This window comes from Streptomyces sp. NPDC048420 (assembly GCF_040651535.1).
Classification (GTDB): Bacteria; Actinomycetota; Actinomycetes; order Streptomycetales; family Streptomycetaceae; genus Streptomyces.
Window position 1 is genome coordinate 74,288 of the sequence record NZ_JBEZKG010000032.1, and the last position, 25,910, is coordinate 100,197.

Annotated in this window: 22 protein-coding genes; 13 read left to right on the forward strand and 9 right to left on the reverse strand. The window is 68.7% G+C overall.

Translation table 11 applies throughout. The features are described from left to right. Nucleotides 1–179: 179 nt before the first annotated feature. Both AB0D34_RS40515 and AB0D34_RS40520 read left to right on the forward strand, forming a co-directional pair. Nucleotides 180–1,106 (forward strand): ADP-ribosyltransferase, encoded by a 927-nt coding sequence (locus AB0D34_RS40515; RefSeq protein WP_362671506.1) that lies wholly within the window; start codon nucleotides 180–182, stop codon nucleotides 1,104–1,106. After that, nucleotides 1,103–2,146 (forward strand): type VII secretion system-associated protein, encoded by a 1,044-nt coding sequence (locus tag AB0D34_RS40520; RefSeq protein ID WP_362671509.1) that lies wholly within the window; start codon nucleotides 1,103–1,105, stop codon nucleotides 2,144–2,146. Before AB0D34_RS40515 ends, AB0D34_RS40520 begins: the two co-directional genes overlap by 4 nt. Before the next feature lie 26 nt (nucleotides 2,147–2,172). On the opposite strand, the gene AB0D34_RS40525 is transcribed toward AB0D34_RS40520, so the two are convergent. Next, nucleotides 2,173–2,535, reverse strand: coding sequence for a DUF192 domain-containing protein (locus AB0D34_RS40525; RefSeq protein WP_362671512.1), 363 nt, complete (start codon nucleotides 2,533–2,535; stop codon nucleotides 2,173–2,175). A gap of 100 nt (nucleotides 2,536–2,635) precedes the next feature. Here AB0D34_RS40525 and AB0D34_RS40530 point away from each other — a divergent pair, with 100 nt between their 5' ends. From AB0D34_RS40530 to AB0D34_RS40570, 9 genes are all read left to right on the forward strand, one after another. Beyond that, complete coding sequence (locus AB0D34_RS40530) at nucleotides 2,636–3,199, forward strand: dihydrofolate reductase family protein (protein ID WP_362671515.1); 564 nt, start codon at nucleotides 2,636–2,638, stop codon at nucleotides 3,197–3,199. A gap of 105 nt (nucleotides 3,200–3,304) precedes the next feature. Beyond that, on the forward strand, nucleotides 3,305–4,090 hold the full coding sequence (locus AB0D34_RS40535) for a methyltransferase domain-containing protein (RefSeq protein WP_362671518.1): 786 nt from the start codon (nucleotides 3,305–3,307) through the stop codon (nucleotides 4,088–4,090). A gap of 620 nt (nucleotides 4,091–4,710) precedes the next feature. After that, a complete protein-coding gene (locus tag AB0D34_RS40540; RefSeq protein ID WP_362671520.1) occupies nucleotides 4,711–5,484 on the forward strand; it encodes an isoprenyl transferase in 774 nt (257 codons plus the stop codon). A 314-nt stretch (nucleotides 5,485–5,798) separates the two neighbouring features. Then, nucleotides 5,799–7,124, forward strand: a complete 1,326-nt coding sequence (locus AB0D34_RS40545; protein WP_362671522.1) for a PhoH family protein — start codon at nucleotides 5,799–5,801, stop codon at nucleotides 7,122–7,124. Between the two features lie 400 nt (nucleotides 7,125–7,524). Continuing rightward, nucleotides 7,525–8,208, forward strand: coding sequence for a lytic transglycosylase domain-containing protein (locus tag AB0D34_RS40550; protein WP_362671525.1), 684 nt, complete (start codon nucleotides 7,525–7,527; stop codon nucleotides 8,206–8,208). A gap of 126 nt (nucleotides 8,209–8,334) precedes the next feature. After that, on the forward strand, nucleotides 8,335–9,693 hold the full coding sequence (locus AB0D34_RS40555; protein ID WP_362671527.1) for an AI-2E family transporter: 1,359 nt from the start codon (nucleotides 8,335–8,337) through the stop codon (nucleotides 9,691–9,693). A gap of 155 nt (nucleotides 9,694–9,848) precedes the next feature. Further along, a complete protein-coding gene (locus AB0D34_RS40560; protein ID WP_362671530.1) occupies nucleotides 9,849–10,667 on the forward strand; it encodes a MarR family transcriptional regulator in 819 nt (272 codons plus the stop codon). Between the two features lie 42 nt (nucleotides 10,668–10,709). After that, nucleotides 10,710–11,096: a roadblock/LC7 domain-containing protein gene (locus AB0D34_RS40565; protein WP_362671533.1), complete on the forward strand. Its 387-nt coding sequence runs from the start codon at nucleotides 10,710–10,712 to the stop codon at nucleotides 11,094–11,096. A gap of 4 nt (nucleotides 11,097–11,100) precedes the next feature. After that, nucleotides 11,101–11,529, forward strand: a complete 429-nt coding sequence (locus AB0D34_RS40570; protein ID WP_362671536.1) for a hypothetical protein — start codon at nucleotides 11,101–11,103, stop codon at nucleotides 11,527–11,529. A 33-nt stretch (nucleotides 11,530–11,562) separates the two neighbouring features. On the opposite strand, the gene AB0D34_RS40575 is transcribed toward AB0D34_RS40570, so the two are convergent. From AB0D34_RS40575 to AB0D34_RS40595, 5 genes are all read right to left on the reverse strand, one after another. Then, the gene (locus tag AB0D34_RS40575; RefSeq protein WP_362671539.1) at nucleotides 11,563–13,890 is read right to left on the reverse strand and encodes an FtsX-like permease family protein; all 2,328 of its coding nucleotides are present in this window, start codon (nucleotides 13,888–13,890) and stop codon (nucleotides 11,563–11,565) included. Next, nucleotides 13,887–14,573 carry an ABC transporter ATP-binding protein gene (locus AB0D34_RS40580; RefSeq protein WP_362671541.1) on the reverse strand — a complete coding sequence of 229 codons (687 nt, stop codon included), beginning with the start codon at nucleotides 14,571–14,573 and terminating at the stop codon, nucleotides 13,887–13,889. The genes AB0D34_RS40575 and AB0D34_RS40580 overlap by 4 nt, the downstream gene beginning before the upstream one ends. Continuing rightward, entirely contained in the window at nucleotides 14,570–15,091 is a 522-nt protein-coding gene (locus tag AB0D34_RS40585) for a PadR family transcriptional regulator (protein ID WP_362671543.1), read from the reverse strand. Before AB0D34_RS40585 ends, AB0D34_RS40580 begins: the two co-directional genes overlap by 4 nt. A gap of 117 nt (nucleotides 15,092–15,208) precedes the next feature. Further along, nucleotides 15,209–15,463 carry a hypothetical protein gene (locus AB0D34_RS40590; protein WP_362671545.1) on the reverse strand — a complete coding sequence of 85 codons (255 nt, stop codon included), beginning with the start codon at nucleotides 15,461–15,463 and terminating at the stop codon, nucleotides 15,209–15,211. After that, on the reverse strand, nucleotides 15,460–16,374 hold the full coding sequence (locus AB0D34_RS40595) for an SPFH domain-containing protein (RefSeq protein WP_362671548.1): 915 nt from the start codon (nucleotides 16,372–16,374) through the stop codon (nucleotides 15,460–15,462). Before AB0D34_RS40595 ends, AB0D34_RS40590 begins: the two co-directional genes overlap by 4 nt. A 234-nt stretch (nucleotides 16,375–16,608) precedes the next feature. Here AB0D34_RS40595 and AB0D34_RS40600 point away from each other — a divergent pair, with 234 nt between their 5' ends. Further along, on the forward strand, nucleotides 16,609–18,972 hold the full coding sequence (locus tag AB0D34_RS40600; RefSeq protein WP_362671551.1) for a transglycosylase domain-containing protein: 2,364 nt from the start codon (nucleotides 16,609–16,611) through the stop codon (nucleotides 18,970–18,972). 65 nt (nucleotides 18,973–19,037) lie between these two features. On the opposite strand, the gene AB0D34_RS40605 is transcribed toward AB0D34_RS40600, so the two are convergent. The 3 genes from AB0D34_RS40605 to AB0D34_RS40615 form a co-directional block, all read right to left on the reverse strand. Next, nucleotides 19,038–21,170: a SpoIIE family protein phosphatase gene (locus AB0D34_RS40605; RefSeq protein ID WP_362671554.1), complete on the reverse strand. Its 2,133-nt coding sequence runs from the start codon at nucleotides 21,168–21,170 to the stop codon at nucleotides 19,038–19,040. A gap of 295 nt (nucleotides 21,171–21,465) precedes the next feature. Further along, nucleotides 21,466–22,131, reverse strand: a complete 666-nt coding sequence (locus AB0D34_RS40610; protein WP_362671580.1) for a DUF402 domain-containing protein — start codon at nucleotides 22,129–22,131, stop codon at nucleotides 21,466–21,468. Between the two features lie 99 nt (nucleotides 22,132–22,230). Next, complete coding sequence (locus AB0D34_RS40615) at nucleotides 22,231–23,616, reverse strand: class II fumarate hydratase (RefSeq protein WP_362671557.1); 1,386 nt, start codon at nucleotides 23,614–23,616, stop codon at nucleotides 22,231–22,233. Nucleotides 23,617–23,935: 319 nt separating this feature from the next. On the opposite strand from AB0D34_RS40615, the gene AB0D34_RS40620 reads away from it, so the two are divergent. After that, nucleotides 23,936–25,504, forward strand: a complete 1,569-nt coding sequence (locus AB0D34_RS40620) for a recombinase family protein (RefSeq protein WP_362671560.1) — start codon at nucleotides 23,936–23,938, stop codon at nucleotides 25,502–25,504. Nucleotides 25,505–25,910 lie beyond the last annotated feature (406 nt).

Sequence of the window (25,910 nt, forward strand, 5' to 3'; positions counted from 1 at the left end):
CGGGCCGCCGGTGTCGGCGAGTACGCCCCGACCGGGGGTGCAGGACCATCGTGGGACACCTGGACGCTTCCTGGTCCCGTCGACAGTGCGGGAACCGCGCATGCCATCCCCCGTACGCGTCCTGGACGGCGATCGGCAGGGAACCGGCTCTGCGCGGTCACTGCCGAGGTCTGATCCGGATGGCCAGTGGCGGGCGGCACCCGTCGCCGCCAACACCCGTCAAGCCGAACTGGACTGACACGCGATCATCGGGCGCCCGCGACGCGGTCGAAACGGTTGCCGGGCACACGGGGGAATCAGCCGCCGAGGCCGCGTCCAAGTCCGCGGGCAAGGGCGCGCCGCTCCCGGACAGTTGGACCTCCTACAAGCACCCAGGAGATCTCGCCGACGCCACGGCGGACACCGCCAAGGACGCCGCTCGTGGCGAGTGGGACGAGCCGGACGCAGGCTCCGCGGACGGTTCCCCGGCCACGGAATCCGGCGCCGGAAACCCCGTCCAGGACACCGCCAAGCACCGAGCGGCGCTGGCCGAGATCTCCGACAACGCGGTCACGTTCGACAGCAACACGGCCGCGGAACAGTACGGCGCCAAGCACTGGAACGACTACGCGGACAACCTGCCCGCCGAACAGAAGGCAGCGGTGCACAGCTACACGGGGCCCGACCACTTCCGGATCAACGGGTTCCTGAGGGAGGGCGAGGGCAGCTACCACGACATCCCTGAGGTACGCCGACACGTGGAACAGCTCGACAAGGCACCCGCCGGGAGTCGGGTCCCCGAGGACGTCGTCGTCAGCCGCGGTACGGGCCTGAGGCACTATCTGGAGCAGATGGATTCCGTGAACCCGGCGCACATGGTTGGTAAGAAGTTCACGGACGATGCCTACATGTCCACCTCATTGGGAGACGCCGTTTTCACGAACAAGGGCGCTGTCCTCCATCTGCGCGTGCCCGAGGGGACCCCGGGCCTGTACGTGGAGAACCTGGGCCGCTATGGCGCCAAGGAACGCGAACTGCTGCTCGGCCACGGCAACGAATACACGATCACCGAGGCGTTCAAAGACAGCAACGGTACGTGGCAGATCTACGGAAAGATCCATCGATGAGCGAGCGACACGAGCCGGACGAGCACTCCGAGGAGAGGCCGTTCTCCCGGCTGGCGGATGACCTGCAAGTACGGGTGACCGGAGGCCCGGACGACTACGCGCATCGGGCCAAGGGCCCTGTGCAGTATGTCCTGTTGGCCAATATGGACGGGATTCTGGGGGCCCTGTTCGCGTCGGACGCGGAGGGGGCCGTCGGCGATGTCGTACGACCGGAGCTGGGGCCCGATGCCAGCAACTCCAGCATCCACTGGATGAAGCTCCGGCGATCCGCGAAGCAACGGGGCCTCGCTCCCACCGAGGCGTTGGCCGAGATGGCGCAGCAGCCGGGCGCCTATCCCTTGCCGGGGCGAGTCCTGCCCGGGTCGTGGCAGGAGGCTCCCAGCCTGGCCGCCCTGGAGGAAGAGATCGTGGGCGACGGCGAGTGGGTCCGGGGACCGCGCGATCTCAAGATCCACGTGTATCCCGACATCCCGATCCGTGGCCCCAAGATGCTGCCCCCCAAGGTGACGGAGGCCATGCGGGTGTCCGCCCGACGTCAGCCGGGCAGGGCGATCTTCGCCATCGACCCGGCCTACACCAACCCGCACGGCGAGGTCCCGGAGCACGGAAAACTGGGCGGCTGGCCCATCGACGAGCACGGTGAGATCGGCGACTTCCACTTCAACCCCGGGTACGAACCCACCCTCACCGCGCTGGGATACCGGGTCCCGGAGAACGAGGTGGAGCGCACGCTCCAGGCTCTGCGCTCACGCCGCGGCTCCCCCGAGGCACTCCTTGACGCCTTCCGGGAAGGCACTCTGCTGGTCTCCGTGGAGGCGGACGGCAGGCAACTCCGCTTTCGCCAGGGCGACGCCGGCGAGCGTTTCCTCGACGTCTACACAAGCACCCAGTACGTCCCGCAGGACGGCCGACAGGTGCGGGCGATGAACGGAGGAGAGATCTCCAAGGGCCTGTACGGCTGCCTTGTGTGGATCAACCCCGGCAGCCGTCCGAGTATGTACATCCCGTCAGCCGATCTCGCCGTCAGCGCGTTCGGCTGACACCGGCACCCCCCGCCACGAGACCGTCACTCCACAACAACCTCCACCCGCACCCCCACCCGAACCCCCCACCCCTCCATCACCCCGGCCCCCGCCTCCAGCACGTGCCGGGACCGCACCCGAGGCCACCCCAGCCGCCCCGGCTTCATCGTGCGTACGGCGATCACGCGGAGCCCGCGGTCGAGGTAGGCGACGTCGATGGGGAACCGCATCCGGAAGGTGTGCACGCTGTTCGCGGGGGAGAGGAGCAGGGCCCCGTCGACGGAGTCCCGGCCGAGCAGTCCTCTCGTCCGGGCCCGGTAGGAGGAGGCGATCTCCAGGGGGACGGCGAACTCCTCCCGCTCCCCGCGCACGATCAGCTTTCCCCGCCCGTCCTGCCAGCGCCCCATCCCGGACCCACCCTTCCGCCATGGCGTTCCCACGCCGTCCGTGCCGCTCCCCGGTACCGTGGGAGTCGATCCTCTCTCTCCTGCTCAGATGAGGTGTCCGATGCGGAAAATCATCCTGATGATGGGCATCTCGCTCGACGGCTACATCGAGGGCCCCGACCGCGACATCAGCTGGCATCGCGTCGACGAGGAACTGCACGCCCACATGAACGACACGATCGCAGGGATGGGCGGGCTGCTCCACGGCCGGGTCGTCTACGAGCTCATGGCCGACTACTGGCCCACCGCCGACGCCGACCCCGACGCCCCCGCGGCCGTCAGGGAGTTCGCGCCGATCTGGCGTGATCTCCCCAAGGTCGTCTACTCCCGGACCCTCACGAAGGTCGACTGGAACTCCACCCTCGTCCGTGAGGTCGTACCGGAAGAGGTCCGGGCCCTGAAGGAGCAACCAGGCGGTGATCTCTTGCTGGGCGGGGCCGGCTTGGGGGAGACCTTCCTGCGGTACGGCCTCGTCGACGAGCTGCGGATCTACGTCCACCCCGTCCTCGTCGGCCGGGGCAAGCCGCTCTTTCCGAGCGCCGACACGCTGACCTCCCTCCGGCTCGTCGAGTCGCACACCTTCGGCAACGGGGTCGTCCTGCTGCGGTACGAGACGGAGAGGTAGAGCAGCCGGGCCCCCGCCCGCCGTCACCGGGTCCGGACCCCAACACCGCACCCCCGCCGGGAAAATGAGCGGCGCCCACCCCCACCCTCCTGCGACGATCACCCCATGGCCTCCCACCACTCCCGCACCTTCGAGGACCTCGTGGCCGAGGGCGCCGCCGTGCCCACCGACGGATGGGACTTCTCGTGGTTCGAGGGGCGGGCCACCGAGGCGCGGCCATCCTGGGGGTTCGCCCGCTCGCTGGGGCGTCGGCTGGCCGGTGCCGTCGCCTCGCTCGACATCCAGACCGGCGGCGGCGAGGTCATGGACTTCGCCCTCGGCACGGCGAAGGCACCTGTACTCGCCGCGGCCACCGAGGGCTGGCCGCCCAACGTCGCCAAGGCCACGGCGCTGCTGCGCCCGCGCGGCATCGTGGTCGTCGCCGTTGCCGAGGACGCCCCGCTACCCTTCGCCGACGACACCTTCGACCTCGTCAGCAGCCGGCACCCGGTCAAGCCCCAGTGGGCGGAGATCGCCCGGGTGCTCCAGCCCGGCGGCACCTACTTCGCCCAACACGTGGGCCCGCGCAGCGTCTTCGAGCTCGTCGAGTACTTCCTCGGCCCCCTGCCGGAGGCACAGAGCTCCGACCGTCATCCCGACAACGAACGCGTCGCCGCCGAGGCGGCCGGGCTGGAGATCGTCGACCTGCGCGCCGAGCGGCTGCGGATCGAGTTCCACGACCTCGCGGCCGTCGTCCACTTCCTGCGCAAGGTGGTGTGGATGGTCCCCGGCTTCACGGTGGCCGAGTACGAACCACGGCTCCGGGCCCTGCACGAGCGCATCGAGTCCGAGGGGCCCTTCGTCGCGCACAGCAGCCGCCACCTCTTCGAGGCCCGCAAGCCCGTCGGCTGACTTCGCGAACAAGCGTAAAGCGGGCAATGGGTGCATCGCATGGCGATCTGCCCTGTATATCCATGGTCTTCACGGGGTTTCCACATCGTTATCCCAGGAAACTCGCACCCGAGCCGCTTCTGACGTAAATTCAACACGAGGCAATTCGCGTCAGCAAAGCTGCGCGGTGGCACCGCGCAGAGGAGGGGGCTGCGCGGTGCCGCGCCCACTTCCCGGCGTCAAAGAAACGTTCCGACCCGGAGTCACCCGCGTGGGCGATGCCCTGTGCCCCCATGATTCCGCCGTGATTCGGCCACGAAACCCCCATGAACAGGCCTTCAACCGGCCACCCGGCCGTCGCCACCCGACTCCGGAGAGTAGTTGTGGCACGCCGATGCACGCAGCATCACTTACGAAGGGTTATGGTGGAAACCCCCCCTCGGGCCGGTCCGTCTCCCCCCCACGGACCGGCCCGTTTTTTCATGACTGGAGCAGGGGCGCGGGGCTGTGTCGATGTGCGGCTCCGCCGCGCGGGCGCGAGCGGACCCGCACTCGCCCAAACACCCGCCGCACCCCCCACATTGGGCGCCCGGTACGCTCAATCCGCGGGGACCGCCATCTCACAAGGGGCTGACTTTCACGTGAACCTGCGCGACAAGCTGCGCGGCCTGCTCGTCAGGCTCTACGCACGCCGGGTGGAAGGCCACCTGGACCACGCCCAGGTGCCCAAGCACATCGGTGTCATCGTGGACGGCAGCCGGCGCTGGGCGAAGGCCGCCGGTTCCACCCCCGTCGACGGCCACCGCGCCGGCGCCGAGAAGATCGAGGAGTTCCTCGGCTGGTGCACCGAGACGGACGTCGAGGTCGTCACCCTCTGGCTGCTGTCGACGGACAACTTCAACCGCCCGCCGGAGGAGCTCGGCCCCCTCCTCGGCATCATCGAGGACGTCGTGCGCACCCTCGCCGCCGACGGCCGCTGGCGTGTCCACCACGTCGGCACCCCCGACCTGCTGCCCTCCCCGATGCAGACGGCGCTGAAGGAGGCGGAGGAGTCCACCGCCCACGTCGACGGAATACTCGTCAACGTCGCCATCGGCTACGGCGGCCGCCAGGAGATCGCCGACGCCGTACGGTCGATGCTGCTGGACGCGCGCGAGAAGGGCACCTCGATGGAGGAGCTCGCCGAGGCCGTCGACATCGACATGATCGGCCGCCATCTCTACACCGGCGACCAGCCCGACCCCGATCTGGTGATCCGTACCAGCGGCGAACAGCGGCTGTCCGGATTCATGCTGTGGCAGACGGCCCACTCGGAGTACTACTTCTGCGAGGTCTTCTGGCCGGCCTTCCGCAAGGTCGACTTCCTGCGCGCGCTGCGGGACTACGCGGCGCGCCACCGCCGCTACGGCGGATGACGTAACCGGAGCCAGTACCCCATTTGGGGCGGAAGTAACAAGGAGTTCACCAGCGCGCCGTCATATGCGCTGGCATGGCACCGCATGTTCGAGGGCATAAGCCAAGCAGGTCGATGCCCGAACCACGGGTGTCGGATCTCAGCGGGCGGCACGGGGCCGTCCCGCCCGGGAGGCCCTTTGCACCAGCTCGACCGTGCGGTATCGGCACGGAAGAAGCAGTGGAGGGCCGGTCCCCGGCCCGTGCAAACGGGCCGTCGACCGGTCCAGCTCCACTCCGTCGCTCCCCGACCTCATCCGAGGGGGTACGTCCTTCCGTGGTGACCAGCACAAAGCGCCGTATGCCTGACCGGCGCACCTATGTTCTCGACACCAGCGTCCTGCTGGCCGACCCGAACGCCCTGAGCCGCTTCGACGAGCATGAAGTAGTGCTCCCCATCGTCGTGGTCACGGAGCTGGAGGCCAAGAGGCACCATCCCGAACTCGGATACTTCGCCCGGCAGGCCCTGCGCCTGCTCGACGAGTTCCGGGTGCGGTACGGCCGTCTCGACGCCCCCATCCCCATCGGGGAACTGGGCGGGACCGTCCGTGTCGAGCTCAATCACTCGGACCCCAGCGTGCTGCCCAGCGGCTACCGCCTGGGGGACAACGACTCCCGCATCCTCGCGGTCGCCCGCAATCTGCAGGCCGAGGGATTCGACGTCACCGTCGTGTCGAAGGACCTGCCGCTCAGGATCAAGGCCTCGTCCGTCGGTCTCCTCGCCGAGGAGTACCGCGCCGAACTCGCCATCACGGGCTCCTCCGGCTGGACCGGAATGTCCGAACTGACCCTGCCCGGCGAGCAGGTGGACATCCTCTTCGAGGAAGGCCACGTCTACGTCCCCGAGGCCTCCGAGCTGCCCGTGCACACGGGTCTGACCATCCACTCCGAGCGCGGCAAGGCGCTGGGCCGGGTGTCGCCCGAGGGCAACATCCGGCTGGTGCGCGGCGACCGGGAGGCGTTCGGCATCAAGGGCCGCAGCGCGGAGCAGCGCATCGCGCTGGACATCCTTCTCGACCCGGACATCGGGATCGTGTCGATGGGCGGCCGGGCCGGCACCGGAAAGTCGGCGCTCGCGCTGTGCGCGGGTCTGGAGGCGGTCCTGGAGCGCCGCCAGCACCAGAAGGTGATGGTCTTCCGTCCGCTGTACGCGGTGGGCGGGCAGGAACTCGGCTATCTGCCGGGCTCCGAGTCCGAGAAGATGAGCCCCTGGGCACAGGCGGTCTTCGACACGCTGTCCGCGGTCGCCAGCCGCGAGGTCATCGAGGAGGTCACCGCGCGCGGGATGCTCGAGGTCCTGCCGCTCACCCACATCCGCGGCCGCTCGCTCCACGACGCGTTCGTGATCGTGGACGAGGCGCAGTCCCTGGAGCGGAACGTACTTCTCACCGTTCTGTCCCGAATCGGCGCGAATTCACGGGTCGTTCTGACCCATGACGTGGCACAAAGGGACAATCTCCGCGTCGGTCGCTACGACGGTGTCGTCGCCGTGGTGGAGAAGCTGAAGGGGCACCCTCTCTTCGCCCATGTCACGCTGACGAGGTCCGAGAGGTCCCAGATCGCGGCCCTTGTGACCGAAATGCTCGAAGACGGCCAAATCTGAGGTAGTACCCGCCAGTTGGCGCCGTCCGGAAAGGCCAAGAGCCTAGCCGGGCGGCGCCTTCGCGTGTTGCTGTTTCTCAAATTCACTGGGGTCAAACGGGATGTGAGCTTTCACACGCAACTCAGAATTGCCACCCGGCGTCCGGTTACGGCAGAGTCTCATTCCTGTCAGGCCCCGCATACGACACACCTGTACCCCCAGCGGTACGGCACCACAGCAACATCACAGCCAACTCCATAGTCGACGTCGTATGCCGCCCGAGCATCACGCGGCGCTCCCCGCAGGGGAGTTGCCCACCGGGCCCGCGCCTCCCGTGACCCCGCAGTTCGGAGGCCAGTGTCCAGGGGCACGATTGCGTCCGCCAGGGTCACCGAAGCGGGCGATGCTGGAAGGAAACCGTGTGAGCCCGATTTCGGTCCGGGGATTCGCAGTGGCCTCTGCCACCGCGGTCACCGCAGTGGGAAGCGTCGTCGGAGTCGCCTCCGGCAGTGTCGCGCAGCCGAACGACGCCGAGGCGACGGCAGCCGACACGACGCTCCTGGCGGACATCCCCGCGGGTGAGCAGGCTCAGGTGCAGACCGCGTCCCTCACGCAGCAGGCCGACTACCAGGCCATCGCCGCGGACGCGAGCGCCAAGAAGGTCGCGGAGGAGTCGGCCCGCAAGGCCGCCGCCAAGTCCGCGATCGAGAAGAAGGAAGCCGCCGAGCAGGCGGCCAAGGAAGCCAAGGAGCGCGCCGAGGCCAAGGAGAAGGCCAGCAGGAGCGCCTCCAGCTTCCCGGTGCAGAGCTCGTACACCGTCGCGCAGATCCAGTCGATGGCTGCCTCGATGGTCCCGAGCGGACAGTTCCAGTGCTTCAGCAACATCGTGGACCACGAGTCCAGCTGGAACTACCGCGCCGTCAACGCCTCCTCCGGTGCCTACGGTCTCTTCCAGGCACTTCCGGGCTCCAAGATGTCGTCGGTCGGTGCCGACTGGCAGACCAACCCGGCCACCCAGATCAAGTGGGGCCTCAACTACATGGACAGCCGCTACGGCAGCCCCTGTGAGGCCTGGTCGTTCTGGCAGGCCAACCACTGGTACTGAGCGCGCCCGGCTCTCAACCTCGCGAGGCCCCTCCCCGTCCTAGGGGGAGGGGCCTTTGCCCTGTACGGTCGGACGCGACGACTCCAGGGGGGAGTGGTGGGGAGAGACGGGGGAAGAGGACGGATCATGTCGCGAGTACCAGGGTGGCTCGGTCGGATCGGTGCCCGACTGACCGATATGGGAGAGCGGTTGGACGAGCGCCGCGCGGAGGTGGCCCGCGAGGAGGCTGAGGCCGACTCGGGCGAGCCGCCCGAGCGCAAGCCGAGGAAGCCGTCGAGGGCCGCCTCCCGCCCGCCCGTCGTGCTGGTCCCGCGTCCCGATCCGGCACAGGCCGTGCCCTGGGGCGTACGGGTCGCCGCCGAGGCCGGCTGGCGGCTCCTGGTCCTCGCGGGCACCGTCTGGGTGCTGATGCGGATCATCAGCTCCGTACAGCTCGTCGTCTTCGCCTTCGTCGTCGCCCTGCTCATCACCGCGCTGCTCCAGCCGACGGTGGCCCGCCTCAGGAGGTACGGCGTCCCGCGCGGCCCCGCCACCACCCTCACCGCGATCCTCGGCTTCGTCATCATCGGCCTGCTGGGCTGGTTCGTGACCTGGCAGGTCATGGAGAACATCGACGACCTCTCCGACCAGATCCAGAACGGCATCGACGACCTGCGGAACTGGCTGCTGAAGAGCCCCTTCCACGTCACCGACAAGCAGATCAACCAGATCGCCAAGAACCTGCGGGAGGCGGTCGGGGCCAACACCGACCAGATCACCTCCTTCGGCCTGGAGGGCGTCCAGGTCGTCGTCGAGGCGCTCACCGGCATCCTGCTGACGTTCTTCTCGACGCTCTTCCTGCTCTACGACGGCCGGCGCATCTGGGAGTGGTCGCTCAAGCTGGTCCCCGCGGCGGCCCGACCCGCCGTCGCCGGTGCCGGCCCGCGCGCCTGGCGCACCCTGACCGCCTACGTCCGCGGCACGGTCCTGGTGGCCCTCATCGACGCCATCTTCATCGGCATCGGGATCTACTTCCTCGACGTCCCGATGGCCGTCCCGCTGGCCGTCTTCATCTTCCTGTTCTCCTTCATCCCCCTCGTGGGCGCGGTCGCCTCCGGTGCGCTCGCGGTACTCGTCGCACTGGTCACGCAGGGCGTGTTCACGGCGGTGATGACCCTCGCCGTGGTCCTCGCCGTGCAGCAGATCGAGGGCCACATCCTCCAGCCGTTCATCCTCGGCCGGGCGGTGCGCGTCCACCCGCTCGCGGTCGTCCTCACCGTCGCGACCGGAGGCATGGTGGCCGGCATCGGCGGCGCGGTGGTGGCCGTACCGCTGGTGGCGGTGACGAACACGGTGGTGAGCTACCTCAAGGCGTACGCCGAGGAACAGAACGCGCCGCCCGAGATCGAGGACGAGGCCGTGGCAGAAGGGGCCGCGGCAGCCGAGGCGGGTCCGGCGGAACCGCCCCCGGACCCTGAAAAACCTGCCTCGGATTCGGTCAAATGAGCGCCGAACGCACTGTTTTGAGCAGCCCGCAAACCCAACTTCCGTCAACTAACGGCAGCTAGGAAAACCGGCACCCGGAATATGCGCCCGGACTGATACACATTCCCTCCTCAGCGCTACGCGTCAGGCGTGTGTGCGAGGCGGCGGGGGGTGTGATGTCGGGCCACGAACACCTGGCACAGGCCCTGGCCACGTGCGGGCGCGACAGCTTCACCGGCGAGCTGCGGGTCACCGGGACGCCCGGCGGCGTCTTCCACTTCGGGGACGGCCGGGTGGTCGCCGTGGAGTCGCCCGGCGCCCCGGGCCCCGAGGCGCTGCTGCTGCGCTCCGGGCGGGTCAGCGGTGAACAGTGGGCCCAGCTGGTGCGCGAATCGGGCGGCTCGCGCTGGCCGGCCACCGCACTCATCGCGCACGGCTACGCGGGAGCCGCGCAACTGCGGGTGGTGTGCGCCCTGGCCCTGCGCGACGCCGCCTTCGCGATGGCCGCGGGGCGGGTGCAGGAGTGCGAACGCGTCCCCACCGCCGAGCCGTTCGCGCAGGTCCCGCTGGGTGAGCCACCGCTGAGACTGCTCCAGGACGCCACCCGCAGACTCACCGCCCTCGCCGCGCTGCCGCACCCCGTCCACCCCGACCGCGAACGGCCCGTGCCCGTCGGCGCGGACACCGCGCTCAGCGTCCTCAGGCGCGATCTGCTCGCCCACGCCGACGGCCGCCGCACCGCCCGCGATCTCGCCTTCCGGGTCGGCCGAGGCGTCTACACCGTCACCGTCGAGGTCGCCCGGATGCTCGACGAGGGGCTCCTGGCGTGTGTCGAGCCGGCCGAGCCGATCCCGGTCCGGGTGCTCCTGGACGGCCAGGGACTACGGCAGCGGCAGCCGGTGCCCGCCGAACCCGCCCCGCTTCCGGAACGCACCGATCTGCCCCGCCGTAAACCAGGAAACTTCTTCGGCCTCCGGAATGGGACACCCAAATGAAAAAGCCGACCAGATGTGAACAGAAATAGGGGAGTTGAGTATATGGATCACAAAGCCCTGGCGCTCGAAATGCGCGGTCTGCGCGAACAGGTCACCGGAATCACGGACACCGCGGTCGCCGCCGCCGACGGACTGCTCATCGCGGCCGACACCGCCGACTCGATCGACCCGGAGGGCCTCGCCGCACTCGCCGCGGCCGGCCTCGGCCTCGCCCGGCGCACCGCCGAGGCCACCGCCCGCGGCACGCTGCGCCGGACGGTGACCTACGGCAGTCACGGCTGCGCCGCCTTCTACGCCGTCGGCGACACGGCCCTGATGGTCGTGCTCGGTGACGAGGGCATGGACGTGGACCACCTGCACCGGGCGACCCAGCCGACGCTCCACCGGATCGGCTCGATCCTCACCGAGAAAGCACCAGAAGGAGTCTGAAGGGATGGCGACGAAGCGCATGGCCACAGGTTTCTCCGACCAGGTGATGGGCCTGGTCAAGTCCCTTCGTACCGACGCCCCCGACTGCGTCGCCTCCGGCGTGGTCGACATGTCCACCGGCATGCTGCTGTCGTACGAGACCGTCGAGAACCACCCGCCGGAGGTCCTGGACCTCCTGGCGGGCGCGACCCTCGACCTGTTCCAGGGACGTACGGTCGTGATGATCGAGGACGTCTTCAAGGAGCGTCGCGGGATCGCCAGTGACAACCACTTCTTCCAGGAGATCCTGGTCAACAGCGAGAACCTCACGCACCTGTTCGTGCGGCTGAACGAACAGCAGGACGTCGTGGCCGTCGTCGTGTGCCGCAAGTCGGTCAACGTCGGCATGCTGTTCGCCCAGGTCCGGCGGGTGGTGAAGGAGTACAGCCTCTGAGGGCCGCTCCGTGGGAGACAGGGCTGCGGGCGGTTACTCCGTCCGCAGCCCGTCCGGCCGCATCAGCCTCAGCAGCGGCGGCAGGCTCAGCAGCGTCACCGCGAGGACGACACCGGCTCCCACGCCGGTCATCGACAGCACGCTCGGCCAGTCCACACGCACCGGCGTGGACGTCATCTTCAGCAACACCGCGCCCAGCGTGAGCCCCACCACCGAGGCGAGCAGCAGACCGAGCGCGATCGGGATCGCCGTCTGCCACAGCACCGACAGGCTCAGGGTGCGCCGCCGGGTACCGAAGGCGACCAGCGCCGACAGCAGCTTCTTGCGCTCCCGCAGCTGCTCCAGCTGGGAGACCAGCAGGCTCGCCCCGATCAGCGCCAGCACACAGGTGGCGCCCACGAACAGGCCGGTGCGGATGGAGGCGTAGGTGTCGTCCTGGGTGCTGGACACCCAGATCATCGGCTGCGCGAACAGGTCGATGCCGGCCGCCGTGTTCCGTACGTAGTCGTTCACGTCCGGCACCGACCGGTCGAGCTGGAGGTAGACCTGTCCCTGCACCGACTTGGCGGCGACCGCGGGCGCGGCGCTCGGGGTGAACAGGAAACCGCCGCGCTCGTTGCCGGTCGGGTCCATGACGGACTCGGCCTTCTTCATGCCCGCGGGGACGGTCCAGGTGAGCAGTTCGCTGCGGGAGTCGTCGTCGGGGGAGTCGAAGTAGACGGTCTGGCCGGGCTTGGACAGCTTCTCGCTGCCGGTGTCCTGGTCGACGCCCTCGACGAAGAAGATGTCGCCGTCCCGGCAGGAGGGCAGCTTCGCCACCTCGCGCAGGGAGGCACAGCCGGCCACGGTCACCTCGGCGAAGTTCTCGTCCTTGCGGTCCCCGACGTACCCCTCGGAGAAGGCGAAGACCCTGCGGACGCCCTTGGTCGCGGCGAACGCCTCGCTGGTCTCGGCGAGCGAGTGCCCGTCGGGGACCGAGACCTGCATCTGGGCCCGCTGGGTGTCGTAGGCGGTGTCCTTGGTGTAGTCGCCCTCGACGCCCGCGAAGAGCATCTGGAGGGCGATCGCCCCGGCCACCGCGACGGCGATGCCGTTGACCATCCGGGCCGCCGAGCCGCTGCTCAACTGGAGCCTGCGCACGGCCAGTTGCCAGGACACGGCGCCCGAGCCGAGCCGGGCCACCACCGTCTCGACGATCCACGGGAGCAGCGCGGTCACGCCGACGAGCAGCATGATGACACCGCCGACGACCAGGTACTGGTTGAAGTCGCCGCCGTCGCGGCCCTGCCCGACCATCGGGTAGAGCATGCCGAGACCGGCCACCGGCGGCAGCAGCCGCCACCACAGCCGGCGGCGCGCGGGCTTGGCCGCACGCACCACACCGAGCGGCTCGATGACCACCCCGCGCAGCGCCAGCAGCGTCACCAGGACGGCCGCCGCGGGCACCGCGAGCGCGACCAGCAGCGCCAGCAGGGGAGAGGGGTTGAGGTAGCTCGGGAACACACTCTCCCCGAACACCTCGACGTCACCCGCCACCTGACGGGCGACCAGGAAGAAGACGGTTCCGAGGACCAGCCCGAGCACCGAGCCCGCGAGCGCCTCGCCGGCCGCGATCCGCCGGGTCGAGCGGCCGTCGGCGCCCACCAGCCGGAGGGCCGCGAGCCGCCGGTCGCGCCGGTCGCCGCCGAAGCGGACGGCCGCGGCGATGAACACGGCGACCGGCATCAGCAGCACCACGAAGACGACCAGGATCAGCAGGATCAGTACCGGGTCGGTCTCCTGCTCGGTCGGATTCGGGTCCCCGAACCGGTCGATGCGGGCGACCTGGCCGCCGTCGAGGCCGTAGGAGGCGAGGTTCTCGGCGCCCCGGTAGAAGGTGAGTTCATGGGAGCCGAGCAGGCCGCTCTCGCCGATCGTGCCGACGATCTTCTGCGGCAGCCGCTCCCGCAGCAGCTTGCCGCTGTCCGATTCGAGGAGCTTCTTCAGCGCGGGGGAGACGATCATCTCGCCCACCGCAGGGAACCTCTCCACGCCGGGCGGCAGGGGCGCCTTCGGGCCCTCGGGCTCCAGTTCCCGGCCGCGGATGTTGTCATTGCGGAACTCGGTGTCGCCGGCGCCGACCAGCAGGGTGTTGTCGGCCTTCGGTATGACCTTCTGGGTGTACGTGATGTCCGTACGGGCCTCGCCGCGGTCGTGCCGGACCGCCAGCGCGTTCGGCAGCGCGGTGGTCAGCAGCAGCAACGCCACCCCGAGGCCGACGCCGACCGCGGTCAGCAGTGCCCGGACCCACCCTTCGCGTCCGCCCGCGAAGGCGAACCGAACCCCCATGGAGAGGTCTCTCCACCACTGCCTCAGGCTCATACGACCCGCTCCATGTCCCGGGACTTCCCGTCCCGTACGACGATCTCGCGGTCGGAGTACGCGGCCACCCGTGCCTCGTGCGTGACCAGGACGACGGCCGCGTTGGTGGACCGGGCCGCCTCGGTGAGCAGCTCCATCACCCGCTCGCCGTTGAGGGAGTCGAGCGCGCCGGTCGGCTCGTCGGCGAACAGCACGCGCGGGTTGGTCACCAGCGACCGGGCCACGGCCACCCGCTGCCCCTGACCGCCCGAGACCTCACCGGGCCGCTTCTTGCGGAGGTCGTCGACCTCAAGGCGCTCCATCCAGGCGAGCGCCGCCTTCTCGGCCTCCTTGCGGGAGGTGCCGTTCAGCCGCAGCGGCAGCGCCACGTTCTCCACGCAGGTCAGCTCCGGGACGAGCTGCCCGAACTGGAAGACGAACCCGAACTCGGAGCGCCTCAGCGCACTGCGCTCGGCGTCGTTCATGGTCGCCATCTCGCGGCCGTTGTACGTGATCGACCCCGCGTCGGGCGGCACGATGCCGGCGAGACAGTGCAGCAGGGTCGACTTGCCCGACCCGGAGGGGCCCATCACGGCGACGACCTCGCCGGGGTGGATGGAGAACTCGGCGCCGTCGAGGGCGACGGTCGGACCGTAGGTCTTGCACAGCCCGTCGGCGACGAGCAGGGAACCGGCCGGGGTCACTTGACCACCTCCGCGAGTTTGTCGAGACGCGCGGCGGTCAGCTCCAGCCAGCGCAGGTCGGCTTCCAGATGGAAGAGGGCGTGGTCGCAGATCAACTGGTCCGCGAGATCGCCCTTGCGCTTCCGGTCGGTGAGGATGCGCATCATCCGCAGATGCTCGGAGCGCTGCGTGTCGAGGATGTCGCCGGCGTCCCGGTGCGTGAGCAGCGCGAGGACGACCTTCGTGTAAAGCGTGGACTGGAGGTACGGCTCCGGCTTCTCCGGCGTCGCGAGCCACCGCTGTACGTCGGTGACCCCGGCGTCCGTGATGGCGTACCGCTTGCGCTCGGGGCCGCCGCCGGGCTCGATGCCGTCGACTTCGACGAGGCCGTTCTTCAGCAGCCGGGACATCGTCGAGTAGACCTGGCCGTAGTGCAGCGGCCGGTCGTGACCGAACTTCTCGTCGAAGGCCCGCTTGAGGTCGTAACCGTGGCGGGGTCCGGACTCCAGGAGCCCCAGGAGAGTGTGACCGATGGACATGGGGAGGACTGTACATGCGGTGTATACCCCGCATGTATACGCGCAGTGTGTAGGTGGCAGTCAGGGGGTGAGCAGTTGCAGGTGGGGGCCGATTGTCACGGTTCTGCTACGCGCGCTCTACGTGTCCCGAGCGTCCCCGGCGTCCTTGGGCGGCCGCCCCCGACGCGGCAGCGGCCCGGTGTCCCCGGGCAGTCTCCCGGCCTCCTTCAGGGCCCTGCGCAACAGGAACTCGATCTGCGCGTTGGCCGACCGCAGCTCGTCCCCGGCCCACCGCGCCAGCGCCTCGTACACCAGCGGGTCCAGCCTCAGCAGCACCTGCTTGCGCTGCTGAGGCCGCCGCTCGGGGGAGCCCCCCTCGGAAGGTGCCGTCACTGGTAGAGCGTCCCGGTGTTGAGGACCGGCTGCGGGGCCCGGTCGCCGCACAGCACCACCATCAGGTTGGACACCATCGCCGCCTTGCGCTCCTCGTCCAGCTCCACGATGTCCCGCTCGGTGATCCGGGCGAGCGCCTCCTCGACCATGCCGACCGCGCCCTCCACGATCTGTCGCCGGGCCGCGACGACCGCCCCCGCCTGCTGCCGCTGGAGCATCGCCGAGGCGATCTCGGGCGCGTAGGCGAGGTGGGTGAAGCGGGACTCGATGATCTGGACTCCGGCCGACTCCACGCGCGCGTGCAGTTCGGTGGCGAGCTTCTGGGTGATCTCGTCGGCGTTGCCGCGCAGCGAGAGCCCGTCCTCGTCGTGGGCGTCGTAGGGGTACTCGATGGCGATGTGCCGTACGGCGGTCTCGGTCTGGGTGGCGACGAACTTCACGAAGTTGTCCACCTCGAAGGTGGCCTGCGCGGTGTCCTCGACCTTCCACACCACGACCGCGGCCAGCTCGATCGGGTTGCCGTAGGCGTCGTTGACCTTGAGGACGGCGGTCTCGTGGTTGCGGACCCGGGTGGAGATCTTCGTACGGGAGGTGAAGGGGTTCACCCAGCGCAGGCCGTCCTGGCGGATCGTGCCCTTGTAGCGGCCGAAGAGCTGGACGACCCGGGCCTCGCCGGGCGCGACCGTGTTCAGGCCGCGCAGCGAGATGAGTGCGGCGATCAGCACGACGACCCCGCCGACCGCGAATCCGGGGCTCTCCCCGCTCGCGGCGAACAGGAAGACCGCGAGCAGCAGGCCGACCAGGCCGAGCAGCAGCGCGAGCGCGCCGCCGATGCTGTGCGCGGCGAACTCGCGTACGCGCGGGGCGGGCATGTCGGGCACCTCGGGTACCTCGGGTACCGAGTCGTCCATGGACACAGGGGTCCCCCATCTATCGAAAGCATATCTAAGTGATATCACTTTACCCCGTTCCGGCAACCTTGACGCCTCCTCGTCGGTCTGGTTCCTAGGAGGCGGGTGCTGATTGTCACGCCCGCCGAAGGCCGGATCGAAGGCCGTGAGTCATATAGACCGGTGTTAGCTTTCTGAGCTGACCTGAGCCACGAACTGTGTGGCCGCCGATGAGGAAGCGGAGCGAGTCGACCCATGGGACGAGCGGAAGAGAGAAGAGCACGTCAGCGCGGTGGCCGCCGCGCGGCGCCGCCCACACGCTCGTCCGGGACGCCGAGCGAGGGCATCACCACCGGCGGCAGAGCCGCGGCACGCAAGGCCGCCGCGCGAGGTAAGAAGGGCGCGAAGAACGGTAAGAGCGGTAAGAGCGGCATACGCCGGCTCTTCACCTGGAAGAAGATCCTCGGCACCTTCCTCGGCTTCTGCCTGCTCGCCATCGGCGCCTTCGTCGTGATGTACATGATGATCGGGGTGCCCAAGGGCAACGCGGCCGCCCAGGAGCAGAGCAACATCTACAAGTACAGCAACGGCTCGGTCATGGCCCGTGAGGGCGACACCAACCGCGAGATCGTGGACCTCTCCGAGGTGCCCAAACCGGTCCAGCGCACTTTCGTCGCCGCGGAGAACAAGACCTTCTACACGGACGCCGGCGTCGACCTCAAGGGCACCGCCCGCGGCCTGATCAACACCCTGTCCGGCAAGGGCAAGCAGGGTGGCTCGACGATCACCCAGCAGTACGTCAAGAACTACTACCTCGACCAGGACCAGACCGTCACGCGCAAGCTGAAGGAACTGGTCATCTCGCTGAAGGTGGACCGCACGACGTCCAAGGACGACATCCTCGCGGGCTACATCAACACCAGCTACTACGGCCGCGGCGCCTACGGCATCCAGGCCGCCGCCCAGGACTACTACCGCGTCGACGCGAAGAAGCTCAGCGTCGAGCAGGGCGCCTATCTCGCCGCGCTGCTCCAGGCGCCGAGCCAGTACGACTGGGCGGTCGCCAGCCCCACCGGCAAGAAGCTGGTGCAGGAGCGCTGGAACTACGTTCTGAACAACATGGTCGAGCAGGGCTGGCTGGACAAGGCCAAGCGCGAGACCATGACGTTCCCGGTGCCCAAGGAGCCCAAGGCCGCCCCCGGCCTGGAGGGGCAGAAGGGCTACTTCGTCAAGCTCGCCAAGCAGCAGCTCGAGAAGCAGCTGATGGCCAAGGAGAACATCACCCAGGACGAGGCCGAGGCCCGGGTCGAGAACTCCGGCTGGACCATCACCCTGAACATCGACAAGAAGAAGCAGGCCCAGTTGGAGAAGGCGGTCAAGAACCAGCTGACCAGCCAGCTCGATCCGAAGAAGCGGACGGTCGACAGAAACGTCCAGGCCGGTGCCGCCTCCGTCGACCCCAGGACGGGGAAGATCGTCGCCCTGTACGGCGGCACGGACTACACCAAGCACTTCTACAGCAACGCCAACCGCACCGACTACCAGCCGGCCTCGACGTTCAAGCCGGTCATCCTCGCCGCCGCCCTGGAGAACGGCTCGGAGACGCAGGACGGCAAGGCGATCGGCGCCAACACGATCTACGACGGCACCAGCAAGCGTCCGGTCGTGGACAGCAACGGCGACAAGGTCGGATTCGCTCCCGAGAACGAGGACGACGAGGACTACGGCAAGGTCACCGTGCAGACAGCGATGAACAAGTCCATCAACTCCGTCTTCGCGCAGATGGGCGTGGACGTCGGCATGGACAAGGTGCTGGCGACGGCCACCAAGCTCGGCATGGACACCGGCAAGCTGAAGCCGCTGCCCGCCTACACCCTCGGCACCATGGGCGCGAGCCCGATCCAGATGGCCGGTGTCTACGCCACCCTCGACAACCACGGCAAGCAGGTCACGCCGACCATCATCAAGTCGGCGGAGCAGGGCGGCACCGAGTTCCAGATGCCCGACCCGATCGGCGAACAGGTCATCAGCCGGGAGGCCGCCGACACGGTCACCTCGGTGCTGACCGGCGTGGTCGACGACGGTACGGCCAAGGTGTCCGTGCAGCAGAACGCGGCCCGTGACGGCCGCAAGGTCGCCGGCAAGACCGGTACCTCCGACGACAACAAGTCGGCCTGGTTCACCGGCTACACCCCGGACCTGGTCACCTCGGTCGGTCTGTTCGGCGAGAACTACAAGACCAAGGCGCAGGCCAAGATGTACGGCGTCGGCGGCGAACCCCGTGTCAACGGCGGTGGCTTCCCGGCGCAGATCTGGGCCGAGTACACCTTCGGTGTCACGGCCGAGAACGCGAAGTTCACCCTGGACACCGACCAGGGCGCCGCGGTCCAGCCCACCTGGACCCCGAGCCCCACGGCCACCCCGTCCAAGACCCCGTCGTCGACCCCGACCACGCAGAAACCCTCGCAGACCCCGACGACCAAGGCTCCGACGTCTCCGGAGGAGACTCCGACCCAAACCCCGACGGAGACCCCGACGACGAGCGCGCCAAGCGCTCCTGAGGTGAGCACGAGCCCGCCGGAGAATCCGTTCGACCCGAACCCGAACGAAGACCAGTAGCAGGCCAAAAGCAAGGGGCGCCCGGCGAGAGCCGGGCGCCCCTTGCTTTTGGCCTCAGGGGCCGACTACCCCCGATTGAGCTCGAACCACACAACCTTCCCGGTACTCAACCGAGTGGCCCCCCAACGCCGAGCGAGCCGATTGACGAGATACAACCCCCGCCCACCCTCATCCGTGGCCCGAGCCTGCCGCAGCCGAGGCAACTGCGGCACATCGTCCCCGACCTCGCACCGCAGCACATCGGTCCGCAACAACCGAAGGGTCACCGGCCGAGTCGCGTACCGCACCGCGTTGGTGACGACCTCACTCACCAACAACTCGACGGAGTCGGTGAGATCCTCCATGCCCCAACGCGACAACGCCCGCCGCGCAAGCCGCCGCGCACGCCCCGGTGCCGCGTCCTCCGGCTCAAGGAACCAGTACGCCACATCGCTGGGCGCGATCCCGTCGAACCGGGCCGCCAGCAGCGCGATGTCGTCGTCCCGGTCCCCCGGTCCCAACATGTCCAGCACCTCGTCGCACAGCGCCTCCAGCGGCGGCGGGTGATCCGGCCCGGTCAGCTGCGCGGTCGCGGCGAGCTTCTCCCGCAGCTGCTCTATGCCGGTCCAGACGTCCCGAAGGCGCGACTCGACGAGCCCGTCGGTGTACAGCAGCAGCGTCGCCCCGGCGGGCGCGTCCAGTTCCACGGCCTCGAAGTCCACGCCCCCGACACCGATCGGCGCGCCCGGCGGCACCCGGAGCACCTCGGCACGGCCGCCCAGATGCAGCAGCACCGGCGGTGGATGACCGGCGTTGGCGATGGTGATGCGGTGCGAGACCGGGTCGTAGACGGCGTAGAGGCAGGTCGCCATACGGTCCGTACCGAGCCGCTGGGCCTGTTCGTCGAGGTGGTGCAGCACCTCCTGCGGGGGCAGGTCGAGCCCGGCGAGGGTCTGGGCGGTCGTGCGCAGCTGGCCCATGATCGCCGCGGAGGTCATGGAGTGACCCATGACGTCACCCACGACCAGCGCGACCCGGCTGCCCGGCAGCGGGATCGCGTCGTACCAGTCACCGCCCACCCGGGCCGTCTCGGCGGCCGGCAGATAGCGCGAGGCCAGCCGGACGCCGGTCGGACGCGGCAGGGTCTCCGGGAGCATCGTGCGCTGCAACTCGTCGGCGATGTACGCCTCACGGCCGTACAGGACCGCCTTGTCGATGCCCAGCGCGCTGTGCGTGGCGAGCTGGGCGGCGACGAGGAGGTCGTCCGGGTCGAAGGGGATGCGGTCCGGGCGGCGCAGGAACAGCGCGGCGCCGATGACCCGGCGCCGGCCGCGCAGCGGGGCCAGGATCGCGCGCCGACCGGTCGGTACGGCGAACTCGCCGCCCTCACCGAGCAGTTCCGGCAGCGCGGCGTGGGCCGCGGGCGTGTCCGTGAAGACCGGGCGCACCCCGCGCAGCACCTCGGCGAGCGCGCTGCCGGGCTGTACCTCGCACAGCTCGGTGCCGAGCGCGTCCAGTTCGGTCGGGTTCTCCGGGACCGGCACCGGCAGGATGCCGTCCTCCAGGTCCCGTTCCTGCTGCGGGATGCGGTCGCTGCGCCGCAGCCTGAGCACGAGCGGGCCGGTGGGCCGCTCGTCGCCGACGGGCAGCGGGTCGCGCAGATAGACGAGGATCGCGTCCGAGAAGGTCGGCACGGTCGCCCGGCACAGACCCATCACGATCTCGTCCAGGTCGATACCGCGGGCGATCCGGCGGGTTGCCGCGCCCACGAAGCGCAGCCGGTCGCCGTCCCGCCGCATGGGCGTGGGCCGGCCCGGGGGCAGTCCCTGTCCGGTACGGCGTTCGTCGCCGCTCTGGGACGTCTTGTCGTCCTCACCGCCGGGCTGGACGGGGACCGCCTCGGGGGCGGGCCGCGGGCGGTGCGGGTCCTGCTCGGCGGAGGCCGGCTGGGAGTGCTCGGGGCCGGAGCCGGCCGGGTTCATACCCATGTCCTTGTTGTTGCCGGGCCTACCGGACGTGCCGGTCGTGCTGTTGCTGCTCTGGAGGACGGGTGCCGTCTCCGGCGGGGCGTCGCCTGAACGCCCCTGGACCGGTAAAGCGGCCGACGCCTCGACGCCCGGGGCGGGGGAGGGCGCCGGGGAACGCAGGAGCGCCCCACGGGGGTCCGTGGGGTCGACGCCCGGCTGGGGGCGTTCGAAGGAGGTCGGGTGCTCCGTCACGCGTGTCGAATCCGTCCGTCCGGGGCTGCGCGCCGTACGCACAGTTGGTCCCGCCGAAATCCCGATACCCGGAATGCGTGTCCCAGGAACGGAATTCCCGCGTGGTCAGGGGCTGTTCCTGCGTTTTTGGTCAACCGTCTGCGGCCCGTACCGGTGTTGCCCTCGTACCCCACGCCCACGTCCTGCCGCCCCTCGGTGACGATCGGTCAAGCCCAGTGCCCGCTCCGGTAGTTGCCGCTGCGCACTCTTGCGGAGGACGATCCTACGTTTGCAGCCCGGGGGCGCATCAAGGGTCTCATGAGGACAAGTGCGCGGGCGTACGGTCCCAGTCTTCCGGAAGGAACGGCACAGTCCAGGACGGATCGGGCCGCCAGTCGGGCCAGCCGTCCGAGAACGGCGGGCCCCAGGCGCGGATCACCTCCACCGCGGACCGCCCCGCCTCGCGGACCTGTTCGGCCAGTTCCGGGCCCATCAGGCCGTCCTGCTGGGCCTGCGCGAACTCGTCCTCGTCGCGCCACTGCCAACTGCGGTCCGGCTCCACGGTGATGTCCAGGAAGTGGTCCTCGGAATCCACACCCCCGCTCCAACGCGCCAGCGGCGCTTCGAGGTTCACGTACCAGTTCTTGAACTGCCAGCCCGGCTCCCAGAACAGCCACACCGACCACGGCAGCCCCGGCCGGGCCAGCTTCAGCACCCCGGTGCCGAACCAGCGATCCCGCTGCACGGTCCGCGGCTTGGTGTAGCGGGACTCCAGCGGCTCCGCGTGCACCGACGTGCCGTCGGCCAGCACCGGCTTCACGCACTCGGTGCCCGGCGCCAGCCACACGGCGAGCAGGTCCTCGTCGTCGCGTACGACCGTGACGGGGCGGGCGATGTGGAAGTGCGCGCCCGCGTTCTCCCGGTAGCGCCACAGGATCTGACTCCCGGGCTCCCAGAAGGCCGTCGACGTACCCGCTTCCACTGCTCTCACCGCTCCACCGTCTGCCATGACCAGATATTAGGTGCCATAGGCATACGACGCTGCGGTGCGCGTCACGGTTCACGCCGAGGTGGGGAAAGGTTACGGCCGTGTCATCCGCAGGACATCCAGCGCCTCGTCGAGCTGTTCGGCCGTCAGGTCGCCGCGCTCCACATATCCGCTGTCCAGCACGACCTCGCGGATCGTCTTCTGTTCGGCGAGCGCCTTCTTGGCGACCTTCGCGGCCTCCTCGTACCCGATGTACTTGTTGAGCGGGGTGACCACGGAGGGCGAGGACTCGGCGTACTCCCGGGCGCGTTCGCGGTGGGCGACGATGCCGTCGACGGTGCGGTCGGCGAGCAGCCGGGAGACGTTGGTGAGCAGCCGGATCGACTCCAGGACGTTCTTCGCGATGACCGGCAGCATGACGTTGAGCTCGAAGTTGCCGGCCGCTCCGGCGGTGGCGACGGTCGCGTCGTTCCCGATCACCTGCGCGGCGACCATGAGGACGGCCTCCGGGATCACCGGGTTGACCTTGCCGGGCATGATCGACGAGCCGGGCTGGAGGTCGGGGAGCGAGATCTCGGCCAGCCCGGTCCTCGGCCCGGAGGACATCCACCGCAGGTCGTTGGCGATCTTCGTCAGCCCGACCGCGATGGTCCGCAGCTGCCCGCTGGTCTCCACGATGCCGTCCCGGGCGCCCTGCGCCTCGAAGTGGTCCCGCGCCTCGGTGAGCGGCAGCCCGGTGGTGCGGGCGATCTCCTCGATGACGGCGGCGGAGAAACCGGGCGGGGTGTTGATGCCGGTGCCGACGGCGGTGCCGCCCAGCGGCAGTTCGGCGAGCCGGGGGAGGGAGGCGTTCAGGCGCTCGACGCCGTAGTGGACCTGGGCCGCGTAACCGCCGAACTCCTGCCCCAGGGTCACGGGGGTGGCGTCCATGAGATGGGTCCGCCCCGACTTCACGACGTCGGCGAACTCCTCGGACTTGCGGGTGAGGGCCGCGGCGAGGTGGTCGAGGGCGGGGATCAGGTCGCGGGTCACCGCGGCGGTGGCGGCGATGTGAATGGAGGACGGGAAGACGTCGTTGGAGGACTGCGAGGCGTTGACGTGGTCGTTGGGGTGCACGTCACGGCCGAGCCGCTCCGTCGCCAGGGTCGCGATGACCTCGTTGGTGTTCATGTTGGACGAGGTGCCGGAACCGGTCTGGAAGACGTCGATGGGGAAGTGCTCGTCCCAGTCCCCGCGCGCGACCTCCTCGGCGGCGTCCTGGATCGCCTCGGCGGCGTCCTTGTCGAGCACCCCCAGCTCGGCGTTCACCTTCGCCGCGGCGCCCTTGATGCGCGCGAGCGCCTCGATGTGCGCCCGCTCGATGTGCTGGCCGGAGATCGGGAAGTTCTCGACGGCCCGTTGGGTCTGGGCCCGCCACTTGGCTTCGGCGGGGACGCGTACTTCGCCCATGGAGTCGTGCTCGATCCGGTATTCGCTCATATCCGGTACAGCGATCGGGAGGCCGGGGATGTTCCGGGCCTCGGCCGCTCGGGTGTGTCGCCGCCGCCGAAGGGCGCCGCTGAGGGTCGGGGTGTCCGTTCCACGAGTGAAGTGCCTTTTGCCGGGGGGGCTTACCCGAGAACCCCCATACGCACAGAGCCCCCGGCCGACTGCCGGGGGCTCTGTGTCGGTGACGCTGCCGGGTCAGCCCAGGCCGGGACCCCGCACCGGGATCGACGTGAACGTCGGCGCGGGCGCCGGGTCCTGGAAGAAGTCGTTCGACTTGTTCAGTTGGCAGCACCACCCGTAACATCCGCGCATGATCTCTAACCCGAGGGTCCTGGGGAACGTTCGCCTCTCCGTCATGAAGGACGACACGACCAGCCCGGAGAAGCAGCGCGCGGCCGTCGAGCACTGGGCGCACGGCCCCTCTATAGAGGGACGCATCGTGGGGTGGGCCGAGGACGTGGACGTGTCCGGCGCTATGCATCCCTTCAAGCGACCGGGCCTCGGTCCCTGGTTCACCGAGCGGGCCGACGAGTGGGACGTGTTGGCTGTCTGGAAGCTCGACCGCCTCAGCAGGAAGGCGGGTCACTTCGCCGAGATCTTCGAGTGGTGCCAGAAGCACGGCAAGACCATCGTGTCCGTGACCGAGGGCATCGACATGTCCACCCCCATGGGCAAGATGTTCGCTCAGATCATCGCCGCGTTCGCGGAAGGTGAGTTGGACACCATCCGTGCGCGTGCCCTGTCCGGCTCGATGGCCCGGAAGGCGAAGGGCGTTTGGATCGGCGGTGTACTCCCGTTCGGATACCGATTTGAGCGCCAAGAGGACGGGGGTAAGAAGCTCATCCAGGATGACGAATACGCGAACCTTCTCCGTGACATTGTGGAGAAGCTGAAGAGTGATTGGTCCTCGTACAAGATTGCCGTTGATCTGAACAAGCGTGGTGTTCCGACCTGGCGGGATTACCTGCGCATTGATCGCGGCGACGAACCGAAGGGTGTCGCTTGGACCGCTAACGCTATCCGAGCGATCGTGACTAACCCCACGGTCGGCGGTATCTACACCTATAAGGGTGAGACTGTCGCGGATGACGATGGTGAGCCGGTACGGATCACGGATGACCCGCTCATGGAATACGGGGAGTGGGCGGAACTGGTGGCCAGCATCACGGCTAACCGTCCGGTATCGCGCGCTACGCCCTCGCGTTCCATGTTGGGCGGCGTGGCCGAGTGCGATGTGTGCGGCGCCCGTATGTCTTCGTCCAAGAAGACCAAGGAGAACGGCAGAGTTTTCCATTACTACGCGTGCAATAACATCAACACGGGGACTTGTTCCGACCCCGGGCGTATCCGGAGGGAAGATCTCGATACGGCCGTCGGCCAATTCGTGAATGTCACCCTTGGGCCCCTCCCTGTAATGGAGAGGGTTGGCAATTCGATCAGTCAAGCGAAGACGGAACTGGTGGAAGCTGAAGCCATGCTTGACAGGCTAGAGGCTGACTATCTGGCCGGTCGTATCAAGACTGAAGTTCAGATCGAGCGCTACTGGAAGCAGCACGAATCCCAGTCGGCCAAGGTCGAGCGACTGCGTAAGGAAATCAAGGAGGCGGAGGATGCCCCCGCCTGGAAGGAAACGGGGCGCAACTACGCGGAGGAATGGGCCGCGAAAGATGATGAACAGCGTCGGGTGTTCCTTCAGCGCCATGGGGTAACGATCACGGTCGGGAAGAACGAAGAAGGAAATCGCCGAGTGGTTTGCAAAATGCTTGAGCTTGCGGAGATCGCTAAGGAGACTGGGCTTCACGTCCCCGAAGGGTATTGGATGACCGAGCCTGAAGCGGAGTTCGTTTTGCCCGCGCGTCGGCCGTACAGCGGCGGATAGTCACCTGACCCTCTGAATCCCTGGCCCCCGTTGCGTGTAAACGCTTCGGGGGCCTTTCCATGCCCGCACTCTCCAAGGGAGATCGTTTACACGCTCTCACGCCGCCCGTTTAAACACCCTTCCTTGAAACCGCCACCCTGGGCGGGTTAGAAACTGCATGTCTTGTTTTTGCCAGTCCCGGCGATAGCGGGGGCTTTCTTATGCCCGCGACCAACCGCCCGAGGGAATAGTGACCATTGGATTCGGCCCCGGTGCCCCGTGGGGTGCCATTTCTCAGCTCGACTGCCGAGCGAAAGCGCGCAACCCTCTAACCTCAAAGTTTCGTGACAGTCCGCCGACGGAGTCGGTGGACCGTTTTCGTGCCGTGGTCTGAGGCTGTGCAGGCCGAAGAGCCGAGTGACGCCTC